The sequence below is a fragment of the Methanotorris formicicus Mc-S-70 genome (assembly GCF_000243455.1).
GTDB lineage: Archaea > AGJL01 > Methanococci > Methanococcales > Methanococcaceae > Methanotorris > Methanotorris formicicus.
Genome location: NZ_AGJL01000027.1, coordinates 1 through 25,366, shown reverse-complemented (window position 1 = coordinate 25,366; position 25,366 = coordinate 1). Strand labels below are relative to the sequence as shown.

The following is a 25,366-nucleotide window of genomic DNA, read 5'->3' as shown; positions in this document are numbered from 1 at the left end:
TCTCCTTAGTAGCGTTGAATCGATTATTGCAGTGTATTTAAATCTATTGTCATCAAAAAATATCGGGAAGGTTGGATAGTTGAGTATACAAACAAAACTCATTTTCTGATAGTTTTTTGTAGGTTTTTTAACGATAGTCGTTCTGTGAATTCCCGAGACATACTCTGAAAATGCTTTGATAGTTTTTATTGGCGTTAGTGTTCTAACCTGTGCGAACTTAGATAACTCCTCCGAACAGTTAAATCCTAAACTATTTATAGAATTAGTGAGTATATTATTAAGTGCTGCTAGCATGGAGGTTTCACCGTTTTTTAACGAGTTATTCAAGCACTACATATTTCTATTTTTGGTTTTAAAGTTAATATTGTTAAATCACACTATCAGTAATCTAAACAAACTATTGTCTTTAAATCTTAAGTAATTTGGTATAATCGTTGCAAATATAAAATACATACCTAAAATTTTCAAAAAAAACAATAAAATAGATAATTTTGAATAATAAAATAACGCAAACGATCAACTTAATTGTTATTTGTACCCCAATCTATAACATGCCCCTTGACCAATACCTTCATTTACTACAACCTCAACCCATTTAATATTATCCATTAGCCCCATATCCCTTAATTTATCAACTATGCACTTTGAAAAAAATTGGGACAACTCTTCAGCAGTTGTGGATTTCAGAGGCAGCAATACTACATCCTCTAATGGAACCATATATTCTTTAATTTTCCCTTTTCCACAGTATTTAAAATATATTGATTCGTTATTTATCTTATACTCTACCTGCGGATGATTTTTTGGTAGCATCAGTTTGTGGTCTAATGTTTCGCATATCTCTTTCACAATAGATTTTATGGTTTTAAAATCACACACAAATCCAAACTCTCCACTTGGCTCTCCACAAATTCTAACATCCACATAGTAAGAATGCCCATGAATAACTCCACATGTTTCATGACCAAAAACAATGTGTGCAGAAGAGAATCTTAACCCAGCATGAAGTCCATTTAATTCTAAAATCATAATTTTCACCTTCTAAAAATTTAATTACTCTGTGGTATCCCGAAATTATTTCGCACATGATATTATAATATTCGAATGATAACACCCATAAAAATATGAGAGGGGTGAAATTAAACCAGAAGAAAATTCGAAAAATAATTAGATGGAAAGAAAACGAAAGTTATGGCAAAGAAACTAAATATATCCGAACGTAGGGTTCAGCAGATATGGAGAGAGTATCGGGAAACTGGAAGAATTCCCGAATTAAAAAGTAGAGGAGAAGCCAAGGAACATAGATAAAGAAACTATCGAATTGGTCTTAAATGCTTTGCCGAAATGTAAGATAACGAGTCCCGTTCATTTAGAGAAGTATATAGAACGTAGACATAATATACATATCCACATAATCGTATATATACTATACTAAAAGAGATGGGCATAACACAACCACGAAAGAAGAAAAAGAAAAAGAAGCCAAAGCGATTCAACGCCTTAAAACCTAACGAACTATGCATATGGATTTTAAAATAGTAGATATTAGTAAAATTAGATATTACCTACTGCTAATAATAGACGACCATAGTAGATATATCTTACATGCTAAGTTGTATGAAGAAGCGACATCAGACGTTGTAATTTCTGCTTTAAAGGAATGTTTTAAAAAGTATGGGAAATCTAAAAAGATATTAACCGATAATGGAACTCAATTCGTTCCTGCAAGGGGGGAGTGTCTAAATTCCAGAAGTTTCTACTGGAAAATCGGATTTTGCATATAAGAACCTCTGTTAGACGTCCCCAAATAGGAAAAGTTGAAAGGATAAATAGAGAAATTGAATATCGATTATATATGTTCAATAGTTTAGAAAAGTTCGTAGATTGGCATAATCGAGTAAAACCACATCGTTCTCTTAATTTTAAAACTCCTTATGAAGTTTATTACGGTGTAGAGTGTGATAAGGAGGTGATTAGCGTATGAAAAATTATGGCGAAATAATTTCGGGATACAACAGGATTATCTGCCCCAGAATGGGTTGTTTTCCAATTTCTGCTTTAATTCCATGTATCTGTAAAGTGCCTCTTGCTCATCTCCTCTAAGTTCATTTATATGTTCGTGGTAGAGTTTTCTGACTTCATTTTCTGGAATTTCAACGTACATGATGTCATTCTCTTTTATATACCTTCCAAGGATAACATTTCCATCTATGGATATAGAAACCTGTGCTCCAACCTTTACCTCCTTTACACTTTCCCCTTTATCCTGGATTTCCTTTACAATTCCCAATCTTTTACCATCATCCCTCATAAGTGGAACCCCAACCCCTAAAGTTCCATAAATCACTTCAACTCCACAGATTGCAGGATTCTTTTGCCTGAATATACATCCAGGAAGTAGTTTAATCACTGCAGGTTTTGTCAATTTTGATAGTTCATCTGATTTCATTTTCTCAAGTTCTGCTTTTAACCACTCCTCATAATCTTCAACAAGTTTGTAGATGATGTTACCTTCAAATAGTTTTATACCATACTTCTCAATTTCTCTTTTAGCATCTGGCAATATTTTGGTGTTGAAGGTAACTATTGCCCCGTAAAGTGGATTTACTTGTTTAAATGATGCAACCTCTATAACATCTTTCTTTGAAATCTCTCCAACCTCTGCCTTCTTAATCTTAACCCCAATTTTTCTAAGTTCATTTGCCAAAGCCTCAAGTGAACCAAGAGTATCTGCTTTAATTAAAATTCCCTCATCATCAGTTTCTATTGTGGATTCTTCAATCTCTTTCATTATCTCTTCTTTTGCCAATTCTATTTTATCTTCTGGAACTATTCTTAAAGGACTACCTGCAATGACATTTTCTAAGTTTGGTGCTGCTATCTTAACCCCTGCTGCTGCCACGACTTCCTTAACTGGTTTAAATTTATCCCTTGGATTCCTCATCTCATCCAATGGCTTTGGTTTTAGTAATGCCTTAATCTTCGATATAACAACTCCATCTGGACCTCCAACAACTAAATACTCCCCCTTCCTTGCAATTCCATCATAAATAATAGCGTCGATTGTTTTACCTAAACCTCTCTCTTCTTTAACTTCCAAAACCGTTCCTTTTGCATGTCCTTCCACATTTAAATTCAAATTCTGTTCTAAAAATCTCTGTGCCAGACCTGCAATCATCATTAACAAATCTGGAACCCCTTCCCCAGTTTTAGCAGAAACAGGGATTATACATACAGTTTTTGTTATGTCCTCAACCCTTGTAAATAAATCTGCATTAAAACCCATATCATTTAACGGTTTTATTACATTCTCATAAAGCCTAATTTCAAACTCTGTCAATGCATTAGGATGTTGGTTCTTTTCATTAAAGTTTAAGACAAATGGTCCTTCTTTTGAATTCCATCCTGGGATTAGATCGATTTTATTTGCTGCAACAACAAATGGTGTCTTACATTGCCTCAATATATTAACTGCCTCAATGGTTTGTGGCTTAAAACCTTCGTTTATATCAACAACCAAAATTGCAATATCTGCTAATGCCCCCCCTCTCTTCCTTAAAGATGTGAATGCTTCATGTCCGGGAGTGTCTATAACCAACAAACCAGGAATTGTTAAATCTGCTTTAAGCATTTGTAAGAGGTTTCCACACACCTTCTTTATCACATCAATTGGTATCTCACTTGCACCAATATGTTGTGTAATTCCTCCCGCTTCTCTACTCGCTACACGTGTTTTTCTTATTTTGTCAAGTAATGACGTCTTACCATGGTCAACATGCCCTAAAACACTAACTATTGGACATCTTAAAGCCATAAAAATCACCTGTTAGATTGATAATTTTTAAAAAGAGAGTTGTTTTAGACAATAAATATATACGCGAGAATATTTAAATCTTAAGGTTGAAGTTTTGACATGTTGAAAATTTCATAAAATTTAACCTACATCAAAATACAATTCGTTTATAGCGTAATATATTCATAACTTAGGTGTAAGTTATCTAATACTATGGACTCTAAGATGGTGAAAATTATGAATTCTCCAAAAAGAACAAGATATAAAAAATTGAACCTGTGGGAAGCCGTATCAATGGCTGTTGGTGTAATGATTGGAGCAAGTATATTTTCCATCTTTGGTGTTGGTGCTGAAATTGCAGGACGAAACCTTCCAGAAACATTTTTGTTATCTGGTGTATATGCTCTTTTTGTTGCGTACTCTTATGCAAAATTAAGTTCAAAAATAATATCAAATGCAGGACCTATAGCGTTCATACATAAAGCAATAGGGGACAATATTGCCACAGGTACTCTCAGCATATTGCTTTGGATTACTTATGTAATTTCCATCTCTTTATTTGCAAAAGGATTTGCTGGATATGCACTTCCATTATTCCATATTCCCGAAAACACATTCACTATTGCCCTTGCAGAAATTGGAATAGTTTCTTTCTTTACAGCATTAAATTTTTTTGGTTCAAAAGTTGTTGGAAAAGCAGAATTTTATATTGTTTTGGTAAAACTCTTAATACTGGGAATCTTTATATTTTTTGGTTTATTGACAATAGATCCATCTTTAATCACTCCAAGTTTTAGCAAATCTTCATTAATGGGGACAATTTATGCATCAGCAATCTTTTTTCTCTCTTATATGGGATTTGGTGTTATTACAAATGCCTCAGAGTATATTGAGGAACCAGAAAGAAATGTTCCACTGGCAATATACATAAGTATAATTTTTGTTATGGTTGTATACGTTGGTGTTGCACTATCTGCCATTGGAAATCTCCCAATTGATGAACTGATTAAAGCAAAAGACAATGCACTAGCAGTAGCCGCAAAACCACTTTTGGGAAATTTGGGATTTATACTTATTTCAATTGGGGCACTGTTCTCGATATCATCGGCTATGAATGCCACCATATACGGAGGCGCTAATGTTGCTTACTCATTAGCAAAGGATGGAGAATTGCCTAAGTTCTTTGAAAGGAAAGTATGGTTTAAATCAACGGAAGGTTTGTATATAACATCTACCTTGGGGATATTATTTGCACTTTTATTTAATATGGAAGGAGTAGCCTCAATAACAAGTGCAGTTTTTATTATAATCTATCTATTTGTTATTCTCTCACATTACCTCCTTGTGGATGAAGTTGGTGGAAATAGAAAACTTATAATATTGAGCTTCAATGTAATTTTGCTGGTTTTCTTAACACTCCTCTACTATCAATGGCAAATCCATAAATACATATTTTATGGGATAATAACAACGTTTCTTGGAGCAATAATATTCGAATACATTTATCGTTGTTTTACAAAGCGGCAATTTTTCAAAAGTAGGTAACAAATACCCAATACACTCTGAAACCAGAAAAAATTTTAAAATAAGAAACAAACCAGAAAAAAAGCAAATCATAAAAATAAGATTTCATTTACTTTAACCCATGTCAGACAGTGCTGGTTTCTTCATTCCATAAAGGTCAGTGGGGGTAACTGTCATCATCCAATTTTTTATATGTTGGTAGTTATTTTTAATGTTTGCGTTGCATTTAAATATTATTTTTAACATCTTTATTTTTAGGAAAAGTTGTTTTTTGGTGGTATAATGATACTTTTGGATGAAAACACAAGAACAGTAGTGCAAGGAATCACAGGAAAGCAGGGAAGTTTCCACACAAAGAAAATGCTTGAATGTGGAACAAACATAGTTGCAGGAGTTACGCCTGGTAAGGGAGGAATGGAAGTTCATGGTGTACCTGTTTATGATACCGTCTGTGAGACAGTTGATGAGCATGATGCAAATGCATCAGTTATTTTTGTTCCTGCACCATTTGCAAAGGATGCATCTTATGAGGCAATAGATGCTGGTTTGGATTTGATAGTTATTATAACAGAACACATTCCAGTGCATGATGCAATAGATATTGTTGACTATGCTGAAAGTGTTGGGGCAAAGGTTATAGGGCCCAACACTCCAGGGATTGCATCCCCTAAAGTTGGTAAATTGGGAATAATCCCAATGAACATATTAAAAGAAGGAAATATAGGGATGGTTTCAAGAAGTGGAACTTTAACCTATGAGATAGCAAGCCAAATGACCAATGCTGGCTTTGGGCAATCAACATGCGTTGGAATTGGTGGAGATCCTGTTACTGGACTTAGATATATTGAGATATTGGAAATGTTTGAAAAAGATGATGAGACAGATGCAGTTGTTATGATTGGGGAAATTGGAGGTAGTGCAGAGGAGATTGCAGCAGAGTATGTCAAAAAAATGAAAAAACCAGTTATTGGTTATATAGCAGGGCAGTCAGCACCAGAAGGCAAAAGAATGGGACACGCAGGGGCTATTATTGAAGGAGGTAAAGGAACAGCAGAGAGTAAGATGAAAGCATTGGAAGAGGCAGGAGTTTATGTTGCTAAAAAGATATCAGACATTCCTAAGATTTTGAAAGAAATAATTTAATCAATTTTTCTTCTTTTATTCTTTATTTTTTAAAACAAATTTAAAGTGAAACTATGGTTGCATTGATAATTTGCGAAAAGCCATCTGTTGCAAAAAAGATAGCAGAGGCATTAGGGAAACCGAAGAAAAAATCCATATACAGTGTGCCTTATTATGAATTAGAAAGGGATGGGAAAAAGATTTTAGCTGCAAGTGCAGTTGGGCATCTTTTTACATTGGTTGAGAAAAAAGAGGGTAAATTTGGAGAATATCCTGTTTTTGACATCGATTGGGTTCCAGCATCAATAGAGGAAGGGAAAAAATACGTAGAGAATTATATAAAAGCATTAAAAAAATTATCCAAAGAAGCGGATGAATTCTATGTGGCAACTGATTGGGATATTGAGGGGGAATTAATTGGTTATCATGCTCTATACTACTGCTGTGGAAAAACTAATGCAAAAAGAATGAGATTCTCATCATTAACAAAAAAGGAAATTATTAAAGCGTATGAAAATCCAGATACCATTGATTTTGGGTTGGTTGATGCGGGAGATAGTAGGCATAAGGTTGATTGGTATTTTGGGATTAATGTTTCAAGGGCTTTGATGGAGGCAATTAGGGCGGTGAAGAGATGGAAAACAATGAGCACAGGAAGAGTTCAAGGTCCTGCATTGGCATTTTTAGTTGATAGAGAATTGGAAATCAAAAAGTTCGTCCCAAAACCTTACTGGGTAATAAGTGCTTTGTTAGATAATTTAAATGCAATCCACGAAAAGGAAAAGTTTTGGGATGAAAAAGAAGCAAATCACGTATATGAAAAAATAAAGGATATAAAAGAGGGCATTGTTGTTGGGGTAAAAAAGAGAAAGAAGAAGATAAAGCCAAACCCACCATTTGACTTAGGAACTCTGCAGAGGGAGGCACATAGTATATATAAATTCTCCCCCAAAAAAACGCAGGACATTGCTCAGAGGTTGTATGAAAGAGGAATCGTCTCGTATCCTCGTTCATCATCCCAAAAATTGCCAAAAGATAGGAAATATTTGGAAGATGTTTTGAGTATAATTAAAAACCATCCCAATTATGGAAAGTATGCAGAGAGGATTTTAAATGAAAACCTAAAGCCAATTGAAGGGAAAAAAGATGACCCAGCACACCCGGCAATACATATCGTTGATATTCCAAAGGAAAAATTACCAGAGGAAGAGGAGAAGATATACGATTTAATTGCAAGGAGGACATTAGCGGCGTTTTGGGATGATGCAGAGAGGGAGTATTGCAACGTAACCATTGACATTGGAGGAGAGAAATTCAAACTCAATGGTTCAAGAACAGTTAAAGAAGGTTGGCATGAGATTTATCACTTCACGAGGTTTGATGAGGTTGAATTGCCCCCATTAAAGAAAAATGAAAAAATAAAAGTGGAAAAAATCAACATAGAAAGGAAAGAAACAAAACCACCAAAGAGATATACTGTTGCAAGTATTATAAAAGAACTCGAAGCCAGAAAGCTAGGCACAAAGGCGACAAGAGCTGAAATTATTGACAAATTAATTAGCAGGGGTTATGTTGTTGAAGACGGTTCTTTAAAAGTAACTGATTTAGGAATTGCAGTTATAGAGACGTTGAAAAAATTCTGCCCAGAGATTATAGATGAAAAGATGACAAGGGATTTGGAGGAGAAACTTGAATTAATACAGAATGGTAAAATTAAAAAAGATGAGGTTCTAAATGAAGCAGAAAATAAACTAAAAGAAATACTAAGCAAATTCAAAGAAAAAGAAAAAGAAATTGGTAAAGAATTGGTTAGCAAAATAGATAGCACAAACAAAAAATTAAAAACCATTGGAAAGTGTAAATGCGGGGGAGATTTGGTAATTATAAGAACAAAAAATAGTAGGTTTGTTGGATGTACAAATTATCCCGAATGCAATGTAACTTACTCACTACCAAAAAAAGGACGAATAAAGGTTTTAAATGAAACCTGCGAGAGTTGTGGGCTTCCAGTTATAGGCATTGATGGGCAGAAACTCTGCATAAATCCTGAATGTCCATCAAAAATGCCAAAAGAAAACATTGAGGACTTAAAAGAAAGTATAAGCAATGGAGAAAAAACATGTCCAAAATGTGGAGGGAAATTGGTAGTTAAAAATGGTATATATGGGGCGTTCTTAGGGTGTGAGAATTATCCAAAATGTAAATATACTGAGAAGATTAAAAAAGAAGTTGAGGTTGTTGGAAAATGTCCAAAATGTGGAGGAGATTTAGTAAAGAGACGTGGAAAATATGGAGAGTTCATAGGTTGCAGTAATTATCCAAAATGCAAGTATATCGAGAAGATTAAAAAGTAAAATAACTAAAAAATCAAAATAATAAAAAAGCGTTAAAAAGTGGAAAATAGAGGGATACTATGAAGGTTAAAGAGATTATGAATCCAGATATATACAAAGTAGATGAAAATGAAAATTTGTATGGGACATTTAAAGTTATGCATGATAAAGGGATTAGGAGAGTTTTTGTTGAAAAAGACGGAAAAATTGTAGGTGTTGTAAGTTATAGAGATTTAGTTAATGTATTTGTTAGTAAGGGACTATTTGAATTGATTGAGACAAAGATTGGAGACATAGCAACAAAAAACATCCTTAAAATTCGTGAGGATGATGATATTAAGGACGCTGCGAAAATCATGGTTCATGCTGACGTCTCTGCTTTATTGGTTGTTGATAATCAAGAAAATCCCGTTGGTGTTGTATCTCAGACAGACATACTTAGGGTATTTATTAAAGAATAATTCTTTTTTATTTTTTATTCGGAGTTTTTAGTTAATTTAAAGGTGATTGTATGGATTTATATGCAATTGCAGAGTATCTTGTTAATAATTATGGCTATTTGGGAATATTTTTGGTCGCATTTACAGAGGCATTTATTCAACCAGTTCCACCGGATATATTCATAATGGGGGCATCGATGTTTGGATTAAATCCATTAATTTCTGCATTAGTTGCTACAATCGGCTCTCTTTTTGGGGGTTTATTTGGGCATTTCCTTGGGAATAGGTTGGGGCATCCTGCATTTACAAGGTTGTTTGGAGGGAAATACTTAACAAAAGGAGAGGAGTTTTTTAATAAGTATGGTTTTTGGGGTGTTGTTCTTGCTGGTTTCACACCACTCCCATATAAAGTTATAGCATGGCTTGCGGGAATTTTTGAAATGAGTAAGTTACCATTTAGCATTGGTACCTTTATTGGAAGGTTGCCGAGGTTTTTAGCAATAGCCTATTTTGGGAATATCTTGGGACGTCTTGATTATTCAATATTAATTGAAACTTTAAACAAAATTAATATTCAGTTATTCTATGCTATAAATTCCCATTACAATATGTTTTTGGATACAATCATGGCAATTATAACGCATTCCGCCTATCCAATAGCAATAGTAATTTTAGCATTATCATTTTTAAAAGACAGGAATTTTGGAAAAAAGGTTTTTATTGCCTTAACATTGGCATTTTTAATAGCATTTTCATTAAAGTATATAATAAATGAACCAAGACCATATTTGGTTTTGAAAAATATTCATCTGCTATCCTATGAGGACTATGAACCATCATTCCCAAGTGGGCATACAACAGTAGCATTTACTATCTCTACGCTCTTCTATTCCTACTCAAAAAAAATAGGTTTGATTCTCTTAATTTGGGCAATTTTGGTTGGATATAGTAGGGTTTATGTGGGTGTGCATTATCCTTATGATGTTCTTGCTGGAGCGATTATAGGCATCGTTTGTGGGTATTTAATTGTGAGCAAAAGAATAAAGGGACTATTAAAGTTATTTGAGAGATATTAGTTATTTTTTGTTGTTTTTATCTTTTAAAAATTTTACTGGGGTTGAATAGATGAAGAGGGTTCCACAAACTATGGATTTAGAGGAATTTATCACAATAGTTGAGGATTTTTTGAAAAAAGAGGGATTTTCGATTTATCCTACTTCAGATATTTTAGAAAGTTTTCCAAATATTAGATGGGAGGGGGGTGATTGGAAGAACTTCATTATGGTTGCCAAACATGAGGGTATAAAAACCATGTTCATAAAAAAGGATTTATTTACAAAAGAACACATAGAATCGAATCTATACTCTAAAAAACAAGAAGATAAAAGAGTAATAGAATACAACAACAAAATTAAGTCATTTAAAAAATATATAAATAAAGTTGCAGTTTTTACGATGTTTTGGATCAAAGATGATATCGTTTATTCATTTACAAAATACGCTCCATGGGCAGAGGAATTTTTAACCACTACCTTAGATTTGGAGGATATTGAAGAGGAAGAGGAAATCTCATGGATGTAAAATAATTTAAATTTATTTTTTAATTAATTTAACAACTTCAGCAACCTTTTTACCCAAGTTTCTTGCAGTTTCTATTCCATCTTCATCGTTTTTGCAATCATCCACACCAGCACCTACACCAGTTCCTCCATAGTGGGCTGTTGGTTCTTTATCTCCAACGACAATCATTGAATGAATAAGGAAGAAGTTGTGGATTTGTTGGATTGTTGTTTCTTGCCCTCCGTTTCTTGATGCTCCGACTGCTATTGCGCCACCAACCTTATTACTCAACTGGAATCCTTTTCTCAATGGTCTTGACCTATCTATCAATATTTTTAACTGGGCAGTAACCCCACCAAAGTAAACAGGGGAACCAACAATAATACCATCAGCCTCTTTCATTTTTTGCAATATTTCATCAACATCATCTAATATAGCACATTCTCCTGTTTCTTTACAAACATTACATGCTATACATGGATTTATTTCCTTCTCAGCAAGGCTGATAAACTCTGTCTCTATACCTTCCTCCTCTGCAGCCTTTAACGCCTCTTTAACAAGAAAAGTTGTATTTCCTTCCTTTCTTGGAGAACCGCTTATACCAAGGATTTTCATATTACATCACCGATATTATTTTTATTATTGTCGTTTTATTTTTATTTCTTATATTATTTAAGTTTTATTTTTTGGTTTATTTTTAGAGTAAATCATATAAATCAGCATTTTTTCTCATTCGTGGAATCATAGCCATTATTACCGCATCCCTGCACAAATCCAACCTTGTTATGTTGTCGTCTGTTAAGTATCCAATTAAACCGTTCTTTTTTCCAATATCTTTAACTCCCGAAATTTCCTCTGCAATAACTCCTCCCTCAATGCCTTTCTTTATTCCCTCTACAACCTCCTTTGGATACTCAAAGCCTTGGGATGTTCCAACTGTCGCAGTTAACCCATCAAAAACTACACAAACATGGATATCCAAATAATGCCCATCAATCTCAATCAAACCTGCCTCAATTCCTACCCCATACAAAGCATTTACTTTATTGAGTGCATTTTTAGCCCTATTCAATGCTCCTATATAGGTTTCCTCAAAGCCAATAGGATGTTTTGAGACACCACTATCTACATCAACCCCAACAGCATTAACACTTCCTAAAATCTTCCTCGTCCCCTCCTCAACTGCCTTAATTTTTACTGGATTCGTTGAACCTACTGCAATAACCCTCAATTTATGTCCTGCAGGTCCTCCTCTCAATCTTCTCGCTTCTTCTATGCATTTTTCATCTAAACACAAAAATCTCCCAAACATAAATGTTTCTGCCTTTTTCCCGCAAATCTCACATTTTTTATCTTTAAAATCCATGTTTTCACCAATCAATAATTAAAAAATAAATTTGATTATTTTTTTAAAACATTTTTTAATCTATTTTGTCCCACTCAAGAATTTAGCGTTACTTCTTGTTATAAATTCATCGCAAACTTCTTCTGGATTACCTTCAAGGATTATTCTTCCCTCATCAATCAATATTGCCCTATCACTAATCTCTTTTATCAATTCAACATGGTGGGAGATGAGAACGATTGTTGTTCCAAATGTATCATTTATCTTCTTTAAGTAGTTTGCAACATCTCTCAATGTTATTGGATCCAAATCTCCAAACGGCTCATCTAATAAGAGGATTTTTGGTTTTGTTATCAATTGTAATGTCATAGCGACCCTAACTCTTTCCCCACCACTCAACTGACCTGGAGTTTTTTGTAGAATCTTATTTGGCAAGTCCAATGCATCTAAAACCTCTTTTGGCTTAAATTCATCCACAATTGCTGGGAATAGGAGTTTGATAATATTTTCACTTAAACCTAACTTTTCCAATTTATTCCTCATCTCCTCCTCAGGCAAATCAATTAACTGATACAAACCATCAACAACCTTTTGAGACAGGTTAAGTTCCTTTGCCTTTAATTTTGCGTGTGCTATGGCTTTCTCTCCTTTTATCCCAAGTCTATATTTTAGCAAATCCTCAACCTTCACATAATGAGATAGAGAAAATTCCTGATGCATAATCCCAATTTTTCTTCTCAACTGTATTCTCTCCCATCCATAGTCTTTCAAGTTGATACCATCAACTATAACATCTCCATCATTTGGCATCTCCACTCCTGCCAACAACCTTAAAAGAACAGATTTTCCCGTCCCACTTGGCCCTATGATGGATAAAATTTCCCCTTCTTTTACAGAGAATGAGACGTTTTTCATGTTTAGTGTTTCTCCACCATAGACAACGTAGTATCTTTTTGATACATTTTTTACTTCTATGATATCTCTCTCTGATGGTTTTCTTTTTCTAATGTAGGGTTCTTTCATATCCTTCAAGAATTCCTCTATAACTTCCTCTGGATTTCCACCCATCTTAATTTTCCCTTCTTCTAACAAAATACACCTATCACACAAGTACTTATGTATCTCTGGAAGGTGGGAGGTTATTATAACGGTAATTCCCAACTTATCCCTTATATTTTTAATAACATCTAAAAGCATCTGCTTTGATGCTGGACATGCCATCGTTGCTGGCTCATCTAATAGCAAAACCCCATCTCCTCTTTCATATATCTTCGCTATCTGTCTTCCTAAAATCAATCTCTGCTTCTCTCCTCCGCTTAAGATATTTGAGAATGCATCTTTTTTATGCTCTAATCCAACCAATCTCATAATCTCTAATGCATCTTTCTCATACTCTTCCCATTCATCCTCTAAAGGCAGAGATTCATCAGAATTGTTCCTTATTGCATAGAGTTTTCTTATTATGTTGTATATTGCTGGCTCAGCCCATAAGGCAAAGTTTCTCTGCAAATGTATTGCGGTGATTTCCCTAAAGTTGTCCTTCCTTCCACAAATTTCCACATATCCTTCATCATAAGGTTCAGTTCCTCTCAAAATTCTAATTAATGTTGTTTTTCCCGCCCCACTTCTTCCAACAACACCCAAAATCTCTCCTTTCTTTGCCTCAAATGAAATATCATCTAATGCTACCTTTTCACCATATCTTTTTGTTAAATTTTTGACTATAATGCTCATAATCCTCACCATGAACTTTGTGTAATTTTTAATGTGTGTTTTAAGGGTCTTACTTAAAGGTTTTATTATGATTGCATAATAGTTTATTAGAGCATATTCTTATATGGTTTATGCTAAATATAAACAAAAGTAGAAACACAAATCTCATTAAATCGTGATACGATGATTTCGGGTATTATATTATCTGGCGGAAAAGCAAGGAGAATGAAAGGGGAAAAGGCGTTTAGGATTGTTAATGGCAAATATTTGATTGAATATACCGTCAATTTATTAAATGAGATGGATATACCTTTTGTTGTAGTATTTAAAAATGACAATGAAAAATCTGAGAATATAAAAAATTTAGAAAAAGATTTCTTCAAAAAATATCGGCAGACAATAACATGGGATTTAGAAAGTAATAAAGGCCCATTAATGGGAATACTATCTGGAATGAGGGTTTTAAATGCGAAATGGGTCTTAGTCCTCCCATGCGATATGCCATTTATAAATAGGGATGCGATAGGCAATTTAATTAAGTATATAGATATTGCAGAAAAGGAAAAAAAGAATTGCATAATTCCAATGGATGAAAATGGATACATAGAGCCACTTTTTTCATTGTATATGCGTTCTTCATTAGAAATTTTAGATAAAATGCTAAAAAATCCATCAAATAAAAATTTATCCATGCGAAGTTTTATTGAGTATTTGTCTCCTCTTTATGTGGATGTTAAAGAGATAGATAAAACAAAGAAGGTATTTATAAATATAAATACTTTGGAAGAATTAAAAAAGATAAACTCTAAAGTTCAATAATCTTTCCCACATGCCCATAGACAAAATTATCCAAATCACTTAAAATTTTCGATGCCTCAAACCCAGTGCAGTGTAGGGGCATAATAAACTCTAAATCTTGGTTTTTGAAATACTCTTTCACCTCATTGATGTATCTTTCAGATGCACCACCTAAATGGAATCCTCCAATAACTCCACGGATGTTTGAGAGGGTTTTGGCATATTCAACAACATTTATTATCCCACTATGGGAACAGCCAGTAATAACAACTCCATCAACAATTAAAAACATGTCGTCATTTATAGAATCCTCCTTAAATTCCCCATTCACTAAAGTATAGAATTTTTCCATTTCATAATGGTTTTTTCTTGGGATGTAGCCAGAGATAATTACATCTTTTGACAGTTTGTATGGTTCTTCAACAAATAACGTATTGGAATAGTTTTTTAAAAATTCCTTTATTTCCTTGTTTATTCCAATGTATCTTCTTTTATTGCCGCTATATTTATCCAATAAAGCATCAGGATGCATTATAATTTTAGAGTTAAAATCTTCCTTGTTTATAAAATAAGATAATCCATCTGCATGGTCGTAATGCCCATGGCTTAATATAATTGCATCAAAATTATCATCTTCCCCCATAATCTCCAAATTTTTCTCTAATACTAATGGACTCTGTCCAGTGTCAAGTAAAATTCTTTCTTTACCTTCAACTATTATTGACAAACCATGTTGAGCAAGGTATTTTTTATATGCAATGTTGTCTATAAGGATTTTAATCTGCATCTTATCACCAAAATTTTTATAGTTGTTTGGGTGTAGATTTATATAAATTTTACACATATGTGTTGTATCATCATTTTTATTTACTTTTTCTAAAAGTTTCGGTGAGAACATGAAAATAAAGGTTTCCGGGATTGTTGAGTTATCAACCATAGATTATCCAAAAAAATGCTCTGCAGTTATATTTTTATCAGATTGCAACATGAAGTGCAAATACTGCCACAACTATGAGTATATAACAAAAAATGTTTATGAGATGAGTGCTGAAGAAGTTTTTAATGATATAGATTTTTTATTTGCAGAGGCGATTGTTATAAGCGGTGGAGAGCCAACGCTACAGCCAGAGGGTGTTATTGAATTGGCAAAACTTGCAAAAAGCAAAGGATTTCCAGTAAAGATTGATACAAATGGAACACATCCAGAAGTTATTGAAGAACTTATAAAAAATAATTTAATTGATTATGTTGCCTTAGATGTTAAATGTAGATTTGATAAATATAAAGAACTAACTGGCTACGATGGAGATATAAAAGAGAAGATTTTAAAGATAATCGATATTTGCAAAAAGAACAATATCTTTATTGAATGCAGAACCACATTTATCCCAACTGTTATGGGTGAGGAGGATATTGAGGAAATAGCAAAGACAGTTAAGGATTGTAATTTATATGCAATTCAGCAGTTTGAACCAAAAGATGCCTATGATGATGAGTTTAAGAAGATTCATCCACCAAAACCTAAGGAGTTAATTGAATTGGGAAAAATAGCAAAAAAATATGTTGACAATGTTGTTGTAAGGAGTTTTGAGGGGGAGATTAGGATTTAAATGAATTTTAAATAAACGGTGGATATATTATGTATGCCATTGAAATAAAGAATCTCAAAAAATATTATGGAAATGTTGAGGTCTTAAAAGAAATAAGTCTAAAAATAAAAGAAGGGGAGATTTTTGCACTTTTAGGACCAAATGGGGCAGGAAAACAACATTTATGAGGATTATTGCAGAAGGAATAAAATATAACGAAGGAGAAATTAAAATATTCGGAAAAGATTTATCAAAAGAAGTTTTAACATTGATTGGCTACTCTCCACAAGAAAACATCAGTTATGAGTTATTGACAGTTGAGGAAAATCTAAAATTTTATGCTGATTTGTATAATATACCTTATGAAAGGGTTGAAGAACTTATAAATATCTTTAAACTTCCAAAAGATAAAAAAGCCAAAGATTTAAGCGGCGGTTATAAGAAAAGGCTGAATTTAGCAATATCATTAATCCACAATCCAAAAATTCTAATTTTGGATGAGCCATCAACGGGCTTAGATGTCTCTTCAAGAAAGGAGTTGTGGAATCTCCTCAAGGAACTTAGAGATGAGGGAAAAACGATAATATTATCTACCCACCACATTGAAGAGGCAGAAGGAATTATTGATAGAGTGGGGATTATAAACAACGGAAAGATTGTTGCAGTTGGCTCTGTAAAAGAACTCAAAAAATTAGTTGGGGTAAAGAATGTTATAGAAGTTGAGGGGGTTTTAAATGGATTGGATAAATTGAGTTTTGAGATAACTGTTAAAGAAAATCTTGCAAAGGTTTATGTGGATGATGTTAATGAATCTCTCCCAAAAATTGTCGAGACACTCACAAAATACAACTCAAAAATAAGGCATCTATATATTAAGGAGGTAACTCTTGAAGATGCATTTTTGAAGATTGTTGGTGAATGCAATGAGAATTAGGGCAATTATAGGAATAATAAAGAAGGATATAAAAGAGATATATAGAGAAAAAATGGTCATATTTTGGGTATTTATCTTTCCAATAATGTGGATGGTTTTGTTGGGAGGAATATTCGGAAACAGTAAAGATGTCGAAGTTGATGTTGGGGTTTTTTATAAAGATGAGCTATCAAAACACTTAGTTGATGTAATGGGCAATATAACATACAAAAATCATAAGTTATTTAATGTAAAGGTTTATAACTCAACGGATAATGGTTTAAACGCCCTAAATAATGGAAAAATAGATGCATTTATTGTATTTCAAGAAGATTTTGGAAAAAACATAACCTCTGGAAGGCAAGGGGTTGTATACATTTATTATGATGAAACAGACCCGCAGAAGTATCAATTGGTTAGGGGGATTGTTAGGGAGTTTTTTATACAAGTTGAGGAAGAGATTAAAAACAAATCAATGGAAATGCAAATGCAATATATTGATAAATTCATGAACAATGAGACATTAGCAAAATTTACAAACTTCTCAAATAATCTTTCAGTAGCCAATATAAAAGAATATATAACTGCAAGCAACAAACCACTAATAATTCAAGAAAAAACCATAAACCATAAAACTTCCTCTATTGGATTTTATGTAACATCATTTATTGGAATCCAGTTTTTATTCTCTGCCATGCTTATTGTGGGACTTAGCGTCTTAGATGAGATTGAGAAAGGAACTTTAAGAAGGGTCTTAGCAAGTCCAATAACTTCATGGGATTTTTTAATTGGAAAATATTTATCATCCCTTGCAATAATATTTGTTAGTATAGTTGTCGGGTTATTATTTTCAAAAATTGTCTTTGGGGAGACGATAATTCCAAGTATTTGGGGATGGTTTTTGATATTTATTGGATGTTTATTTTCTATGTCTTTAGGACTAAGTATAGCAATGACAACAGGAAGTTCAAAAAGCACAAATACAATTATTTATTTAACTTCAATGCCTCTACTCTTTCTTTCGGGAATCGTGATTCCAGAAACAATATTGCCAAGTTGGGCAAAGATTTTTGTTAATTACTTCCCTACCGGTAGAATTCTTAAAGATTTTAGGTTGTTGGAATTAAATAACATTCCAGTTTCAAACATCTATCAAGATGTCATTGTCCTTTCACTAATTACTTTAATAATTGTTGTAGTTTCAGTGATGTTGTACAGTAAGATGGTTAATGAGATTTATGAATAAGTTTAAAAAAACAAAAATTGTGATACTATGAATATGGAAACTTGGAAAGAGTTTTACAACAAAATTATGGATGATTTTGGATTTGATAAAGAAAAAGACGTTGAAAGTGCAAGGATACTAAATGAAATAATAAAAAAAGAGAAAAACAACATAGACATTGAAGAAGTAAAAGAACTCATAAATGGAAAGGAAGTTTATGTTTTTGGTGCTGGACCTTCGTTAAAAAAACACATAAAGATAATAAAGGAGAAAAACACAAAGAATCCAATTATAGCGGCAGATGGGGCAACGAAGGCATTATTGGAGGAAAATATAATCCCAAATATAATAATCTCTGATTTGGATGGAGACATAAACAGCATAATTGAAGCAAATAAAAAAGGAGCCATTGTTGTGGTTCATGCACATGGGGATAATATAGAAAAGATAAAAAAACATGCAAAAATATTAAAAAACATCATTGGAAGCACCCAAATACCAAACTTTGAGCAATTAAAATTAAACCTAATAAACTACGGCGGATTTACCGATGGGGACAGATGTTGTTTTTTAGCAGAGTATTTAGAGGCAAAAAAAATAATCTTATGTGGAATGGACTTTGGAATTTATGTAACCAAATACTCCAGACCAAATATAAAAAATGATATTGAGATAGCAGATGAGATAAAACAGAAAAAGTTAAAATATGCAGAAGAACTTGTTAATTGGTTAAAAATGCATGGGAAAAGTGATGTTGTTTATTTGGAATAATACAGAATCCTAATCTTTGCAGGATAATTCTTGACATATTCTGAGATAATGTCCTTTTCTATTCTTGCCTCAAGTTTTGATAATATTCTCTCCTTATTGTGCCTTGAGAATCCATAAGGTATAGCCTCTCTAATCTCATCCAAACTTTTGTAAGGCCTTTTCTTTTCCAACTCTCTCGCTATTTTTTCTGGAAGGTATTTTTCCAATTCAAATTCGTTAGCAGTTTCAAGGATTCTGTCTTCAAACCTACTTAAAATAATGTCTTTTAGTTTTCCTTTGTCATAATATTTTTTGAGGATTTCTAATGTCGTTGGAGGAAGCATTTCCTTAGCATTTTCAAAATCTCCGCTAAATATATACTCCCTTATCTTTGTGCCGCTAATTCCTTCTAACCTCTCAACGAACACAAATTTTGGGTTGAAATTAATTTCCCCCAATTTATTTAACCTATAAATTGTCTTCGACATTGAGGCGATAACGTAGTTATCTATCTCCAACTTCTCCCCAAGAATCTCCCCCGTCTCAATGCATATTATTTTATATGGCTTTGGAGATATGTGATAGTTTTTATTTATGCAATCAATAACCTTTTCCATTGTCTTTTCTGGAATATAACCCCTTGGAATGATATCTGCATTTAAGTTGTAAAACATCTTAATTAAACACTGCATATATTGCCCAGAACCCATAATTCCCATCGGAGGTCCTTCAACAACAATATCCGCCCCTGCCCTTATTGCCATCTCCGCCCTTATATACCTACTGACTAAATAAGGAATCCCCCTCCCACTTCTCTCAAGAGGTCCAGGAATTACTGCTATAAACATACCGTAGTTTTTCCCAACATCCATGCAGTATTTGTGCCCTTTGTGGAGAGGGTTGTATTCAGTAAAATCAACAACAATTGTATCTGTTTCTTTTTTTTCTTTTAATTTTTTAACAATCTTTCTAAATTCATCAAAACTTTTAGCGTCTTTTGCTTTTGCATCTTTTATGATTTCCTCTCTATCCTTTAAAAAATTTCCCAAGTTAGATATTGGACACACCCCCAAGAAATTTTGTGGGATTATAAATGCGTTATTTTAAATTTAGGGATGATTAATACCTAATTTAATATTTTAAGCATATAAAAATTTTAATAAATTTCGCAAACAACTACAAAACCTCTGTGCATTTTGAATGCACAAAACCACAAATTTTATATATGAGAAAAATTATTGTTATTCTTGCTTGCGTGGGCCCATGGTCTAGTGGCTATGACATCGCCCTTACAAGGCGAGGGTCGCCGGTTCGAATCCGGCTGGGCCCACTTAATTTTATTTTATACAAATTAATCCATACATTTAAATATATTGTATAATCTAAAATTAAAAAAATGATAGGGATTTTATTTATTCCTGATCTTGCTGTTCTTTTTGAATTCTTGCAAATTCTTTTTCTAATTCTTTTTGTATTTTTCTTGCAACTTTTACTGTGTTTTCTATTTGTTCCTTACCTTTAGATTCTGCCTTTTCAATATCTTCAACACTCTTTTTAAATTCTTTGATAACCTCATCTATATCTTTATCGGCAAAAATATTTGCCCCAATTCCAACAATAACCTTGTCCTTTTCCAAAATCTTCGCCCTCACAAACGCTCCAGCACCTATTGGAAATAAAACCTCATCATTTTCTTTAATTCCCTCTAATGTTTCTATTGCTTTGTTTATTTCATTTTTCATTAACTCTATATTTACCAACTCTTCCTGAAGTTTTTGTATCTGTTGGTTGTATGTTTCCAATACTGCAAGTTTTTGCCTTATTTCTCCCTCATTCATTATCTCACCAATTGATTTTTTTGCCTAAAAATTGTTGTAATATCTAAGAAAGGATGCTAAATGAAATTATGCATCCATCCTGTCGATAAAATTTTTAAGGTTCTATCTATTATTAACCTTTTAGAGCGATAATTATATATAGTTTTATATAACACATTTGTCATTATTAATAATTAAAGATTATGTTTTGGTGATTTGATGAGGTTATTCGGGGTTATTGGTTATATCGTTGTGCTCTTAAAGGCTATCGCTGAAGCATGGGTTGATGTAGTAAAGAGATGTATAAATGGGGATATAAATCCTCAAGTCGTTGAAATTGAAACATCAATAAACAGTTTAATTGGACAGGTTTTGTTGGCATGCAGTATAACAATAACGCCAGGGACATTAACCATAGATTTGATTCCAGAAAAGAGGGTTTTAAAAGTTGCTATAATAAGTTCAAGGACAAAAGATGAGATAATTCCTTTTGAACCATACATAAAAAAGATTTTTGACTAAATATATTTTTTAAAGTATTTTAGAGTTATTTTTTATGTTGTTTTGTAGTTTATGTTTTATTATTCATTCTTTTAAAATTTAAGACCTGATAACAACCATAAAAATTGAAGTTCCAATAAAATTCGCAAACAACTATAACAACACCCATTTGCAGAAACTATATGCCCATAGATTAAACAGCCATTAAATAATTTGTAATACCCATTTATAAAAATAGTAAATTATATTTATCAATAGGACAATAAATTTCTGAGATTAAAAATGCGAATATAGTGATAAAATGGGGTTTGAGTATTTAACAAACCAAATTATTGTTAAAGATAAAAATTACGAAATGCCATTCTCAAAAGGTATCTTAGCAAGATCCCTAACTGCTGCAGGATTGAAACCAAGTATTGCATATTCAATAGCAAGAGAAATTGAAGAAATGTTAAAAGAAGAAGGGGTAAAAGTAATTAATAAGGATGAACTTAGGAGAAGGGTGTATTATTACCTTATTGATAAAAACTACTGTCACATAGCAGAAAAATATTTACTTTGGAGAAGGATTTTGAAAAAACATCCAATAATAATACTAATAGGGGGAGCAAGTGGGGTAGGAACTTCAACAATTGCCTTTGAAATAGCATCAAGACTTGGAATCCCAAGCGTTATAGGGACTGATTCAATAAGGGAAGTTATGAGGAGGAGTATATCAAAGGACTTAGTTCCCATGCTTTATGAATCATCTTACACCGCATGGAAGGCAATAAGAACCCCATTACCAGAGAACTGCAACATATATATAACTGGATTTGAGAGGCACATTGAACCAGTTTTAATTGGGGTTGAGGGCATTATAGATAGGAGTTTAACAGAAGGTTTAAGCGTTATTATTGAAGGGACGCATTTAGTTCCTGGATTCATAAGTGAAAAATATACAACAATGCCAAACATCATATTCATTGTCCTAACCTTAAGTTCAGAAGAATTCCATAAGAAAAGATTCTCCGCAAGGGCAAGGGTAAGTAATAGACCAATGGAAAGATATTTAAAACATTTCAAAATTATTAGGATGATAAATAATTATATCGTAGATCAGGCAAAGAAAAACAATATCCCTGTGGTGGAAAACGTTTCAATCAGTCAAACTGTTGAAAAATGCTTGGAAATTATAACAGAGAAGTTTATAAATTTGGATGATGGAAATGACGATGATTTTTAAAGAAAATTTTAAATATGGTTTTGCGTAGAATATTGGACATAACTCTAATTTTTATGGGATATAAAACATTATTTCAAATTTAGGGAAAAATAAGAGTTATTTGAAATTCTTTATGTATTAAATAAATACAAAACGCAAATAATTATAATTTTACAAGAATAATTATCAGTGAGAACTTATGAAACTGTTTAAAAGAGAAGACATTATTGGAATTATGCACGAATTGGCTTATTTAATGATGATAGTTGGATTTTTAATGGTTATTCCAGTATTCGTTGGAATATACTACAATGAAAATTACGAAAATTTCATTTTTCCAGCAATGTTTTCTATTATTTTGGGGGCAATTATTAGGACTTTAACAAAACCAGTTGAGATAAAGTTGAGGCATGCGATGGTAATCTCTGCAGTTGCATGGTTAATGGCATCTTTACTTGGGGCTTTGCCTTTTTATTTGGGAATAGATTATTTTTCATACATTGATGCGGTTTTCGAAAGCATGTCTGCATGGACCACAACAGGATTTAGTTTAATAAATAACGTTGAGGCAATGCCTCATACGATTCTATTTTGGAGGAGTTTGGAGCAGTGGATTGGTGGGGTTGGAGTTTTGGTTATGATGATAGGGATTTTAATGAGGTCTGGAACCGCTACGGCGTTATTCTATAAGGCAGAGGCAAGGGAAGAAAAAATTTTACCAAGTACAGTGAATACAGTTAAAACAATATGGTGGATTTACCTATTGTATACAATCCTTGGCATCTGCGGACTTTATTTGAGTGGATTGTCTCTTTGGGAGGCAGTAAATTTAACCATGTGTGGAATTTGCACTGGAGGGATGAGTGTAAGTAATTTAAGTTTCCCATACAACACAGTGGCAAAAATGATAATGATACTAATTATGATTATTGGAGGGATTATCTCCTTCTCAATTCATCATAAAATTTTGACGGGAAAGAGTTTTAGAGACATACAGACAGATTTTGCTTTGAAGGTGTTGATTGTCTCTGCCATTATTGTTGCCATATCCTCAAACACCTATATAATCGATGCCCTTTTTACCGTTGTATCTGCAATGACATCAACTGGCTACACAACAATAGATATAAAGGGATTAAACAACCTATCAATTGCAATATTGGTATTTTTAATGGCAATTGGCGGAGGTGCTGGAACTACAGCCGGTGGAATAAAGATTATTAGGTTTTTGGTCATGGTTAAGACATTTTATTATGAATTAAAGGAGATTTTCTTCCCACCATCAGCAGTAATTCATGAAAAGTTGGGAGATGTTGCTTTGAATTATAAGGTTGTGAGAGAATCTTTTGTTATTGGTTTTGTATTTGTTATGCACTACATCTTTACAGCAATGGTCTTTATAGGTCTTGGATATGAGCCATACAAATCGATATTTGAGGCGGTTTCTTTAACATCTAACATAGGAATGTCCATGGGAATTGTAAATATCAACATGCCATTAATTGGAAAAATCGTTGGAATCTTAGCCATGTGGATTGGGAGGTTGGAGATTTTACCAATATATGTTTTTGTTCTATTGCCAATAGTTGATAGAATTAAAAAACTGAAATAAACGAAAATTTTAAATACCATGCCAATACTCTTATTGAAAATTATATGTTGTGTGATAATATGACAAAGCAAAACAAACCTAAATGCATGTGCATTTGTGGGAAAAAAATTGCTCTCTCTTTAAAAAGAAAGAGGTATTCAAAAAAATTATTTACCCATAGAATGCTAAAAAAATACAATCTCTATCCTTCCCCTTCTTTAACTGTTGATGGTATTATTGAAATTAACAACAAAATCCTACTAATAAAAAGGAAAAAACATCCTTTTAAAGATTTCTGGGCTCTTCCTGGGGGATTTGTAGAATGTGGAGAAACGGTAGAGGAGGCAGTTATTAGAGAGGTTGAGGAAGAGACAGGATTAAAAACAAAAGTAAAAAAATTACTTGGGGTCTATTCAAACCCTAACAGAGACCCAAGAGGGCATACAATTTCTGTTGTTTTTGTTTTAGATGTTGTAGGTGGAGAAATCTTAGCGGGAGATGATGCCAAAGATGCAGGTTTGTTTGATTTAAACAACTTACCAAAACTTGCCTTTGACCATGAGAATATAATAAAAGATTATTTAAAGCAGATAGGAGGGAAAACATGATAGAATTTTGTCCAAAATGTAAAAACATAATGTTACCAAAAGGTGGAGTTTTAAAATGCACAGTTTGTGGCTATGAAATGGAGTTGAAAGAGGAAAACACCACCTATGAATTTAAAGAGAAAATTGAACACAAACAACCAGAGGTTACTGTTATTGAGCAAGTTGATACACTTCCAACAATACGTATAGAATGTCCAAAATGTGGACACATGGAAGCATATTGGTGGTTACAACAGACAAGATGTGCTGATGAACCAGAAACAAGATTCTACAAGTGTAAAAAATGTGGACACACATGGAGAGAGTACGATTAACTTCTATTTATAGTTGTTTGCGTTAGATGTTGAACATATCTCCAAGAAATTTGGACTAAAGCGTTATTTCAAATTTAAAGATACTAATATTTGACATTTGTAGTATAGGGGTAAATTACAAAAAATCGCAAACAACATAAATTTTTTATTTTTTTAGGACTTTCGCAAGCATATTCGAATATAATGATATAGCATTTATGATAAGATATTTCTACCACAACATTTT

At 32.9% G+C, this 25,366-nt stretch carries 25 protein-coding genes, 1 tRNA gene and 2 pseudogenes; 19 read left to right on the top strand and 9 right to left on the bottom strand.

The window, feature by feature from the left end; genetic code table 11:
- Both METFODRAFT_RS05745 and METFODRAFT_RS05740 read right to left on the bottom strand, forming a co-directional pair.
- Positions 1 to 294 (bottom strand): hypothetical protein (locus METFODRAFT_RS05745; protein ID WP_007044615.1); only part of this gene is annotated, 294 nt, incomplete at its 3' end.
- Positions 295 to 528: 234 nt separating this feature from the next.
- Positions 529 to 1,029 carry a 6-carboxytetrahydropterin synthase QueD gene (locus METFODRAFT_RS05740; RefSeq protein WP_007044614.1) on the bottom strand — a complete coding sequence of 167 codons (501 nt, stop codon included), beginning with the start codon at positions 1,027 to 1,029 and terminating at the stop codon, positions 529 to 531.
- 95 nt (positions 1,030 to 1,124) lie between these two features.
- On the opposite strand from METFODRAFT_RS05740, the pseudogene METFODRAFT_RS11955 reads away from it, so the two are divergent.
- Positions 1,125 to 1,984: pseudogene (locus tag METFODRAFT_RS11955) on the top strand (DDE-type integrase/transposase/recombinase).
- A gap of 36 nt (positions 1,985 to 2,020) precedes the next feature.
- On the opposite strand, the gene infB reads toward METFODRAFT_RS11955, so the two are convergent.
- The gene (gene infB, locus METFODRAFT_RS05730) at positions 2,021 to 3,814 is read right to left on the bottom strand and encodes a translation initiation factor IF-2 (RefSeq protein WP_007044612.1); all 1,794 of its coding nucleotides are present in this window, start codon (positions 3,812 to 3,814) and stop codon (positions 2,021 to 2,023) included.
- Between the two features lie 216 nt (positions 3,815 to 4,030).
- On the opposite strand from infB, the gene METFODRAFT_RS05725 reads away from it, so the two are divergent.
- From METFODRAFT_RS05725 to METFODRAFT_RS05700, 6 genes are all read left to right on the top strand, one after another.
- Positions 4,031 to 5,338, top strand: coding sequence for an APC family permease (locus METFODRAFT_RS05725; RefSeq protein ID WP_141564071.1), 1,308 nt, complete (start codon positions 4,031 to 4,033; stop codon positions 5,336 to 5,338).
- Between the two features lie 261 nt (positions 5,339 to 5,599).
- On the top strand, positions 5,600 to 6,460 hold the full coding sequence (gene sucD / locus METFODRAFT_RS05720; protein ID WP_007044610.1) for a succinate--CoA ligase subunit alpha: 861 nt from the start codon (positions 5,600 to 5,602) through the stop codon (positions 6,458 to 6,460).
- A gap of 53 nt (positions 6,461 to 6,513) precedes the next feature.
- A complete protein-coding gene (gene topA, locus METFODRAFT_RS05715) occupies positions 6,514 to 8,793 on the top strand; it encodes a DNA topoisomerase I (protein WP_007044609.1) in 2,280 nt (759 codons plus the stop codon).
- A gap of 59 nt (positions 8,794 to 8,852) precedes the next feature.
- Entirely contained in the window at positions 8,853 to 9,233 is a 381-nt protein-coding gene (locus METFODRAFT_RS05710; protein ID WP_007044608.1) for a CBS domain-containing protein, read from the top strand.
- Between the two features lie 50 nt (positions 9,234 to 9,283).
- The gene (locus tag METFODRAFT_RS05705; protein ID WP_007044607.1) at positions 9,284 to 10,288 is read left to right on the top strand and encodes a phosphatase PAP2 family protein; all 1,005 of its coding nucleotides are present in this window, start codon (positions 9,284 to 9,286) and stop codon (positions 10,286 to 10,288) included.
- A gap of 49 nt (positions 10,289 to 10,337) precedes the next feature.
- Complete coding sequence (locus METFODRAFT_RS05700) at positions 10,338 to 10,793, top strand: hypothetical protein (RefSeq protein WP_007044606.1); 456 nt, start codon at positions 10,338 to 10,340, stop codon at positions 10,791 to 10,793.
- Positions 10,794 to 10,805: 12 nt separating this feature from the next.
- Here the strand turns inward: METFODRAFT_RS05700 and METFODRAFT_RS05695 are convergent, their stop codons facing one another.
- The 3 genes from METFODRAFT_RS05695 to METFODRAFT_RS05685 form a co-directional block, all read right to left on the bottom strand.
- On the bottom strand, positions 10,806 to 11,387 hold the full coding sequence (locus METFODRAFT_RS05695; protein ID WP_007044605.1) for a flavodoxin family protein: 582 nt from the start codon (positions 11,385 to 11,387) through the stop codon (positions 10,806 to 10,808).
- A gap of 82 nt (positions 11,388 to 11,469) precedes the next feature.
- Complete coding sequence (gene yjjX, locus METFODRAFT_RS05690; RefSeq protein ID WP_007044604.1) at positions 11,470 to 12,138, bottom strand: inosine/xanthosine triphosphatase; 669 nt, start codon at positions 12,136 to 12,138, stop codon at positions 11,470 to 11,472.
- Between the two features lie 60 nt (positions 12,139 to 12,198).
- Positions 12,199 to 13,851 (bottom strand): ATP-binding cassette domain-containing protein, encoded by a 1,653-nt coding sequence (locus METFODRAFT_RS05685; RefSeq protein WP_007044603.1) that lies wholly within the window; start codon positions 13,849 to 13,851, stop codon positions 12,199 to 12,201.
- 162 nt (positions 13,852 to 14,013) lie between these two features.
- On the opposite strand from METFODRAFT_RS05685, the gene mobA reads away from it, so the two are divergent.
- Complete coding sequence (gene mobA / locus METFODRAFT_RS05680) at positions 14,014 to 14,649, top strand: molybdenum cofactor guanylyltransferase (protein ID WP_007044602.1); 636 nt, start codon at positions 14,014 to 14,016, stop codon at positions 14,647 to 14,649.
- On the opposite strand, the gene METFODRAFT_RS05675 is transcribed toward mobA, so the two are convergent.
- Positions 14,636 to 15,415 carry an MBL fold metallo-hydrolase gene (locus tag METFODRAFT_RS05675; protein ID WP_048115654.1) on the bottom strand — a complete coding sequence of 260 codons (780 nt, stop codon included), beginning with the start codon at positions 15,413 to 15,415 and terminating at the stop codon, positions 14,636 to 14,638. The two genes, mobA and METFODRAFT_RS05675, sit on opposite strands and share 14 nt — an antisense overlap.
- 109 nt (positions 15,416 to 15,524) lie before the next feature.
- On the opposite strand from METFODRAFT_RS05675, the gene METFODRAFT_RS05670 reads away from it, so the two are divergent.
- The 5 genes and pseudogenes from METFODRAFT_RS05670 (at position 15,525) to METFODRAFT_RS05650 (ending at position 19,126) form a co-directional block, all read left to right on the top strand.
- The gene (locus METFODRAFT_RS05670; protein WP_007044600.1) at positions 15,525 to 16,238 is read left to right on the top strand and encodes an anaerobic ribonucleoside-triphosphate reductase activating protein; all 714 of its coding nucleotides are present in this window, start codon (positions 15,525 to 15,527) and stop codon (positions 16,236 to 16,238) included.
- A gap of 29 nt (positions 16,239 to 16,267) precedes the next feature.
- Positions 16,268 to 16,665, top strand: a pseudogene (locus tag METFODRAFT_RS11880) (ATP-binding cassette domain-containing protein); the annotation flags it as partial.
- Complete coding sequence (locus tag METFODRAFT_RS11875; RefSeq protein WP_394296033.1) at positions 16,666 to 17,151, top strand: ATP-binding protein DrrA1-3 family domain-containing protein; 486 nt, start codon at positions 16,666 to 16,668, stop codon at positions 17,149 to 17,151. It begins immediately after the preceding pseudogene.
- Positions 17,141 to 18,376 (top strand): ABC transporter permease, encoded by a 1,236-nt coding sequence (locus METFODRAFT_RS05655; RefSeq protein WP_007044597.1) that lies wholly within the window; start codon positions 17,141 to 17,143, stop codon positions 18,374 to 18,376. The genes METFODRAFT_RS11875 and METFODRAFT_RS05655 overlap by 11 nt, the downstream gene beginning before the upstream one ends.
- Before the next feature lie 27 nt (positions 18,377 to 18,403).
- On the top strand, positions 18,404 to 19,126 hold the full coding sequence (locus tag METFODRAFT_RS05650; protein ID WP_048115647.1) for a 6-hydroxymethylpterin diphosphokinase MptE-like protein: 723 nt from the start codon (positions 18,404 to 18,406) through the stop codon (positions 19,124 to 19,126).
- Here METFODRAFT_RS05650 and METFODRAFT_RS05645 read toward each other — a convergent pair.
- A complete protein-coding gene (locus METFODRAFT_RS05645) occupies positions 19,114 to 20,163 on the bottom strand; it encodes a nucleotidyltransferase family protein (protein ID WP_048115652.1) in 1,050 nt (349 codons plus the stop codon). The two genes, METFODRAFT_RS05650 and METFODRAFT_RS05645, sit on opposite strands and share 13 nt — an antisense overlap.
- A gap of 199 nt (positions 20,164 to 20,362) precedes the next feature.
- On the opposite strand from METFODRAFT_RS05645, the gene METFODRAFT_RS05640 reads away from it, so the two are divergent.
- Positions 20,363 to 20,435, top strand: a tRNA-Val gene (locus METFODRAFT_RS05640).
- Positions 20,436 to 20,517: 82 nt separating this feature from the next.
- Here METFODRAFT_RS05640 and pfdA read toward each other — a convergent pair.
- Positions 20,518 to 20,943, bottom strand: a complete 426-nt coding sequence (gene pfdA, locus METFODRAFT_RS05635) for a prefoldin subunit alpha (RefSeq protein ID WP_007044594.1) — start codon at positions 20,941 to 20,943, stop codon at positions 20,518 to 20,520.
- A 198-nt stretch (positions 20,944 to 21,141) separates the two neighbouring features.
- Between pfdA and METFODRAFT_RS05630 the strand changes: the two genes are divergently transcribed.
- From METFODRAFT_RS05630 to METFODRAFT_RS05610, 5 genes are all read left to right on the top strand, one after another.
- Positions 21,142 to 21,444 carry a monovalent cation/H+ antiporter subunit E gene (locus METFODRAFT_RS05630; protein ID WP_007044593.1) on the top strand — a complete coding sequence of 101 codons (303 nt, stop codon included), beginning with the start codon at positions 21,142 to 21,144 and terminating at the stop codon, positions 21,442 to 21,444.
- 280 nt (positions 21,445 to 21,724) lie between these two features.
- The gene (locus METFODRAFT_RS05625; protein WP_007044592.1) at positions 21,725 to 22,648 is read left to right on the top strand and encodes a 2-phosphoglycerate kinase; all 924 of its coding nucleotides are present in this window, start codon (positions 21,725 to 21,727) and stop codon (positions 22,646 to 22,648) included.
- 178 nt (positions 22,649 to 22,826) lie between these two features.
- Positions 22,827 to 24,239, top strand: coding sequence for a TrkH family potassium uptake protein (locus METFODRAFT_RS05620; protein ID WP_007044591.1), 1,413 nt, complete (start codon positions 22,827 to 22,829; stop codon positions 24,237 to 24,239).
- Positions 24,240 to 24,298: 59 nt separating this feature from the next.
- Positions 24,299 to 24,826: an NUDIX domain-containing protein gene (locus tag METFODRAFT_RS05615; RefSeq protein WP_048115645.1), complete on the top strand. Its 528-nt coding sequence runs from the start codon at positions 24,299 to 24,301 to the stop codon at positions 24,824 to 24,826.
- Entirely contained in the window at positions 24,823 to 25,140 is a 318-nt protein-coding gene (locus METFODRAFT_RS05610; RefSeq protein ID WP_007044589.1) for a transcription factor S, read from the top strand. Before METFODRAFT_RS05615 ends, METFODRAFT_RS05610 begins: the two co-directional genes overlap by 4 nt.
- Positions 25,141 to 25,366 lie beyond the last annotated feature (226 nt).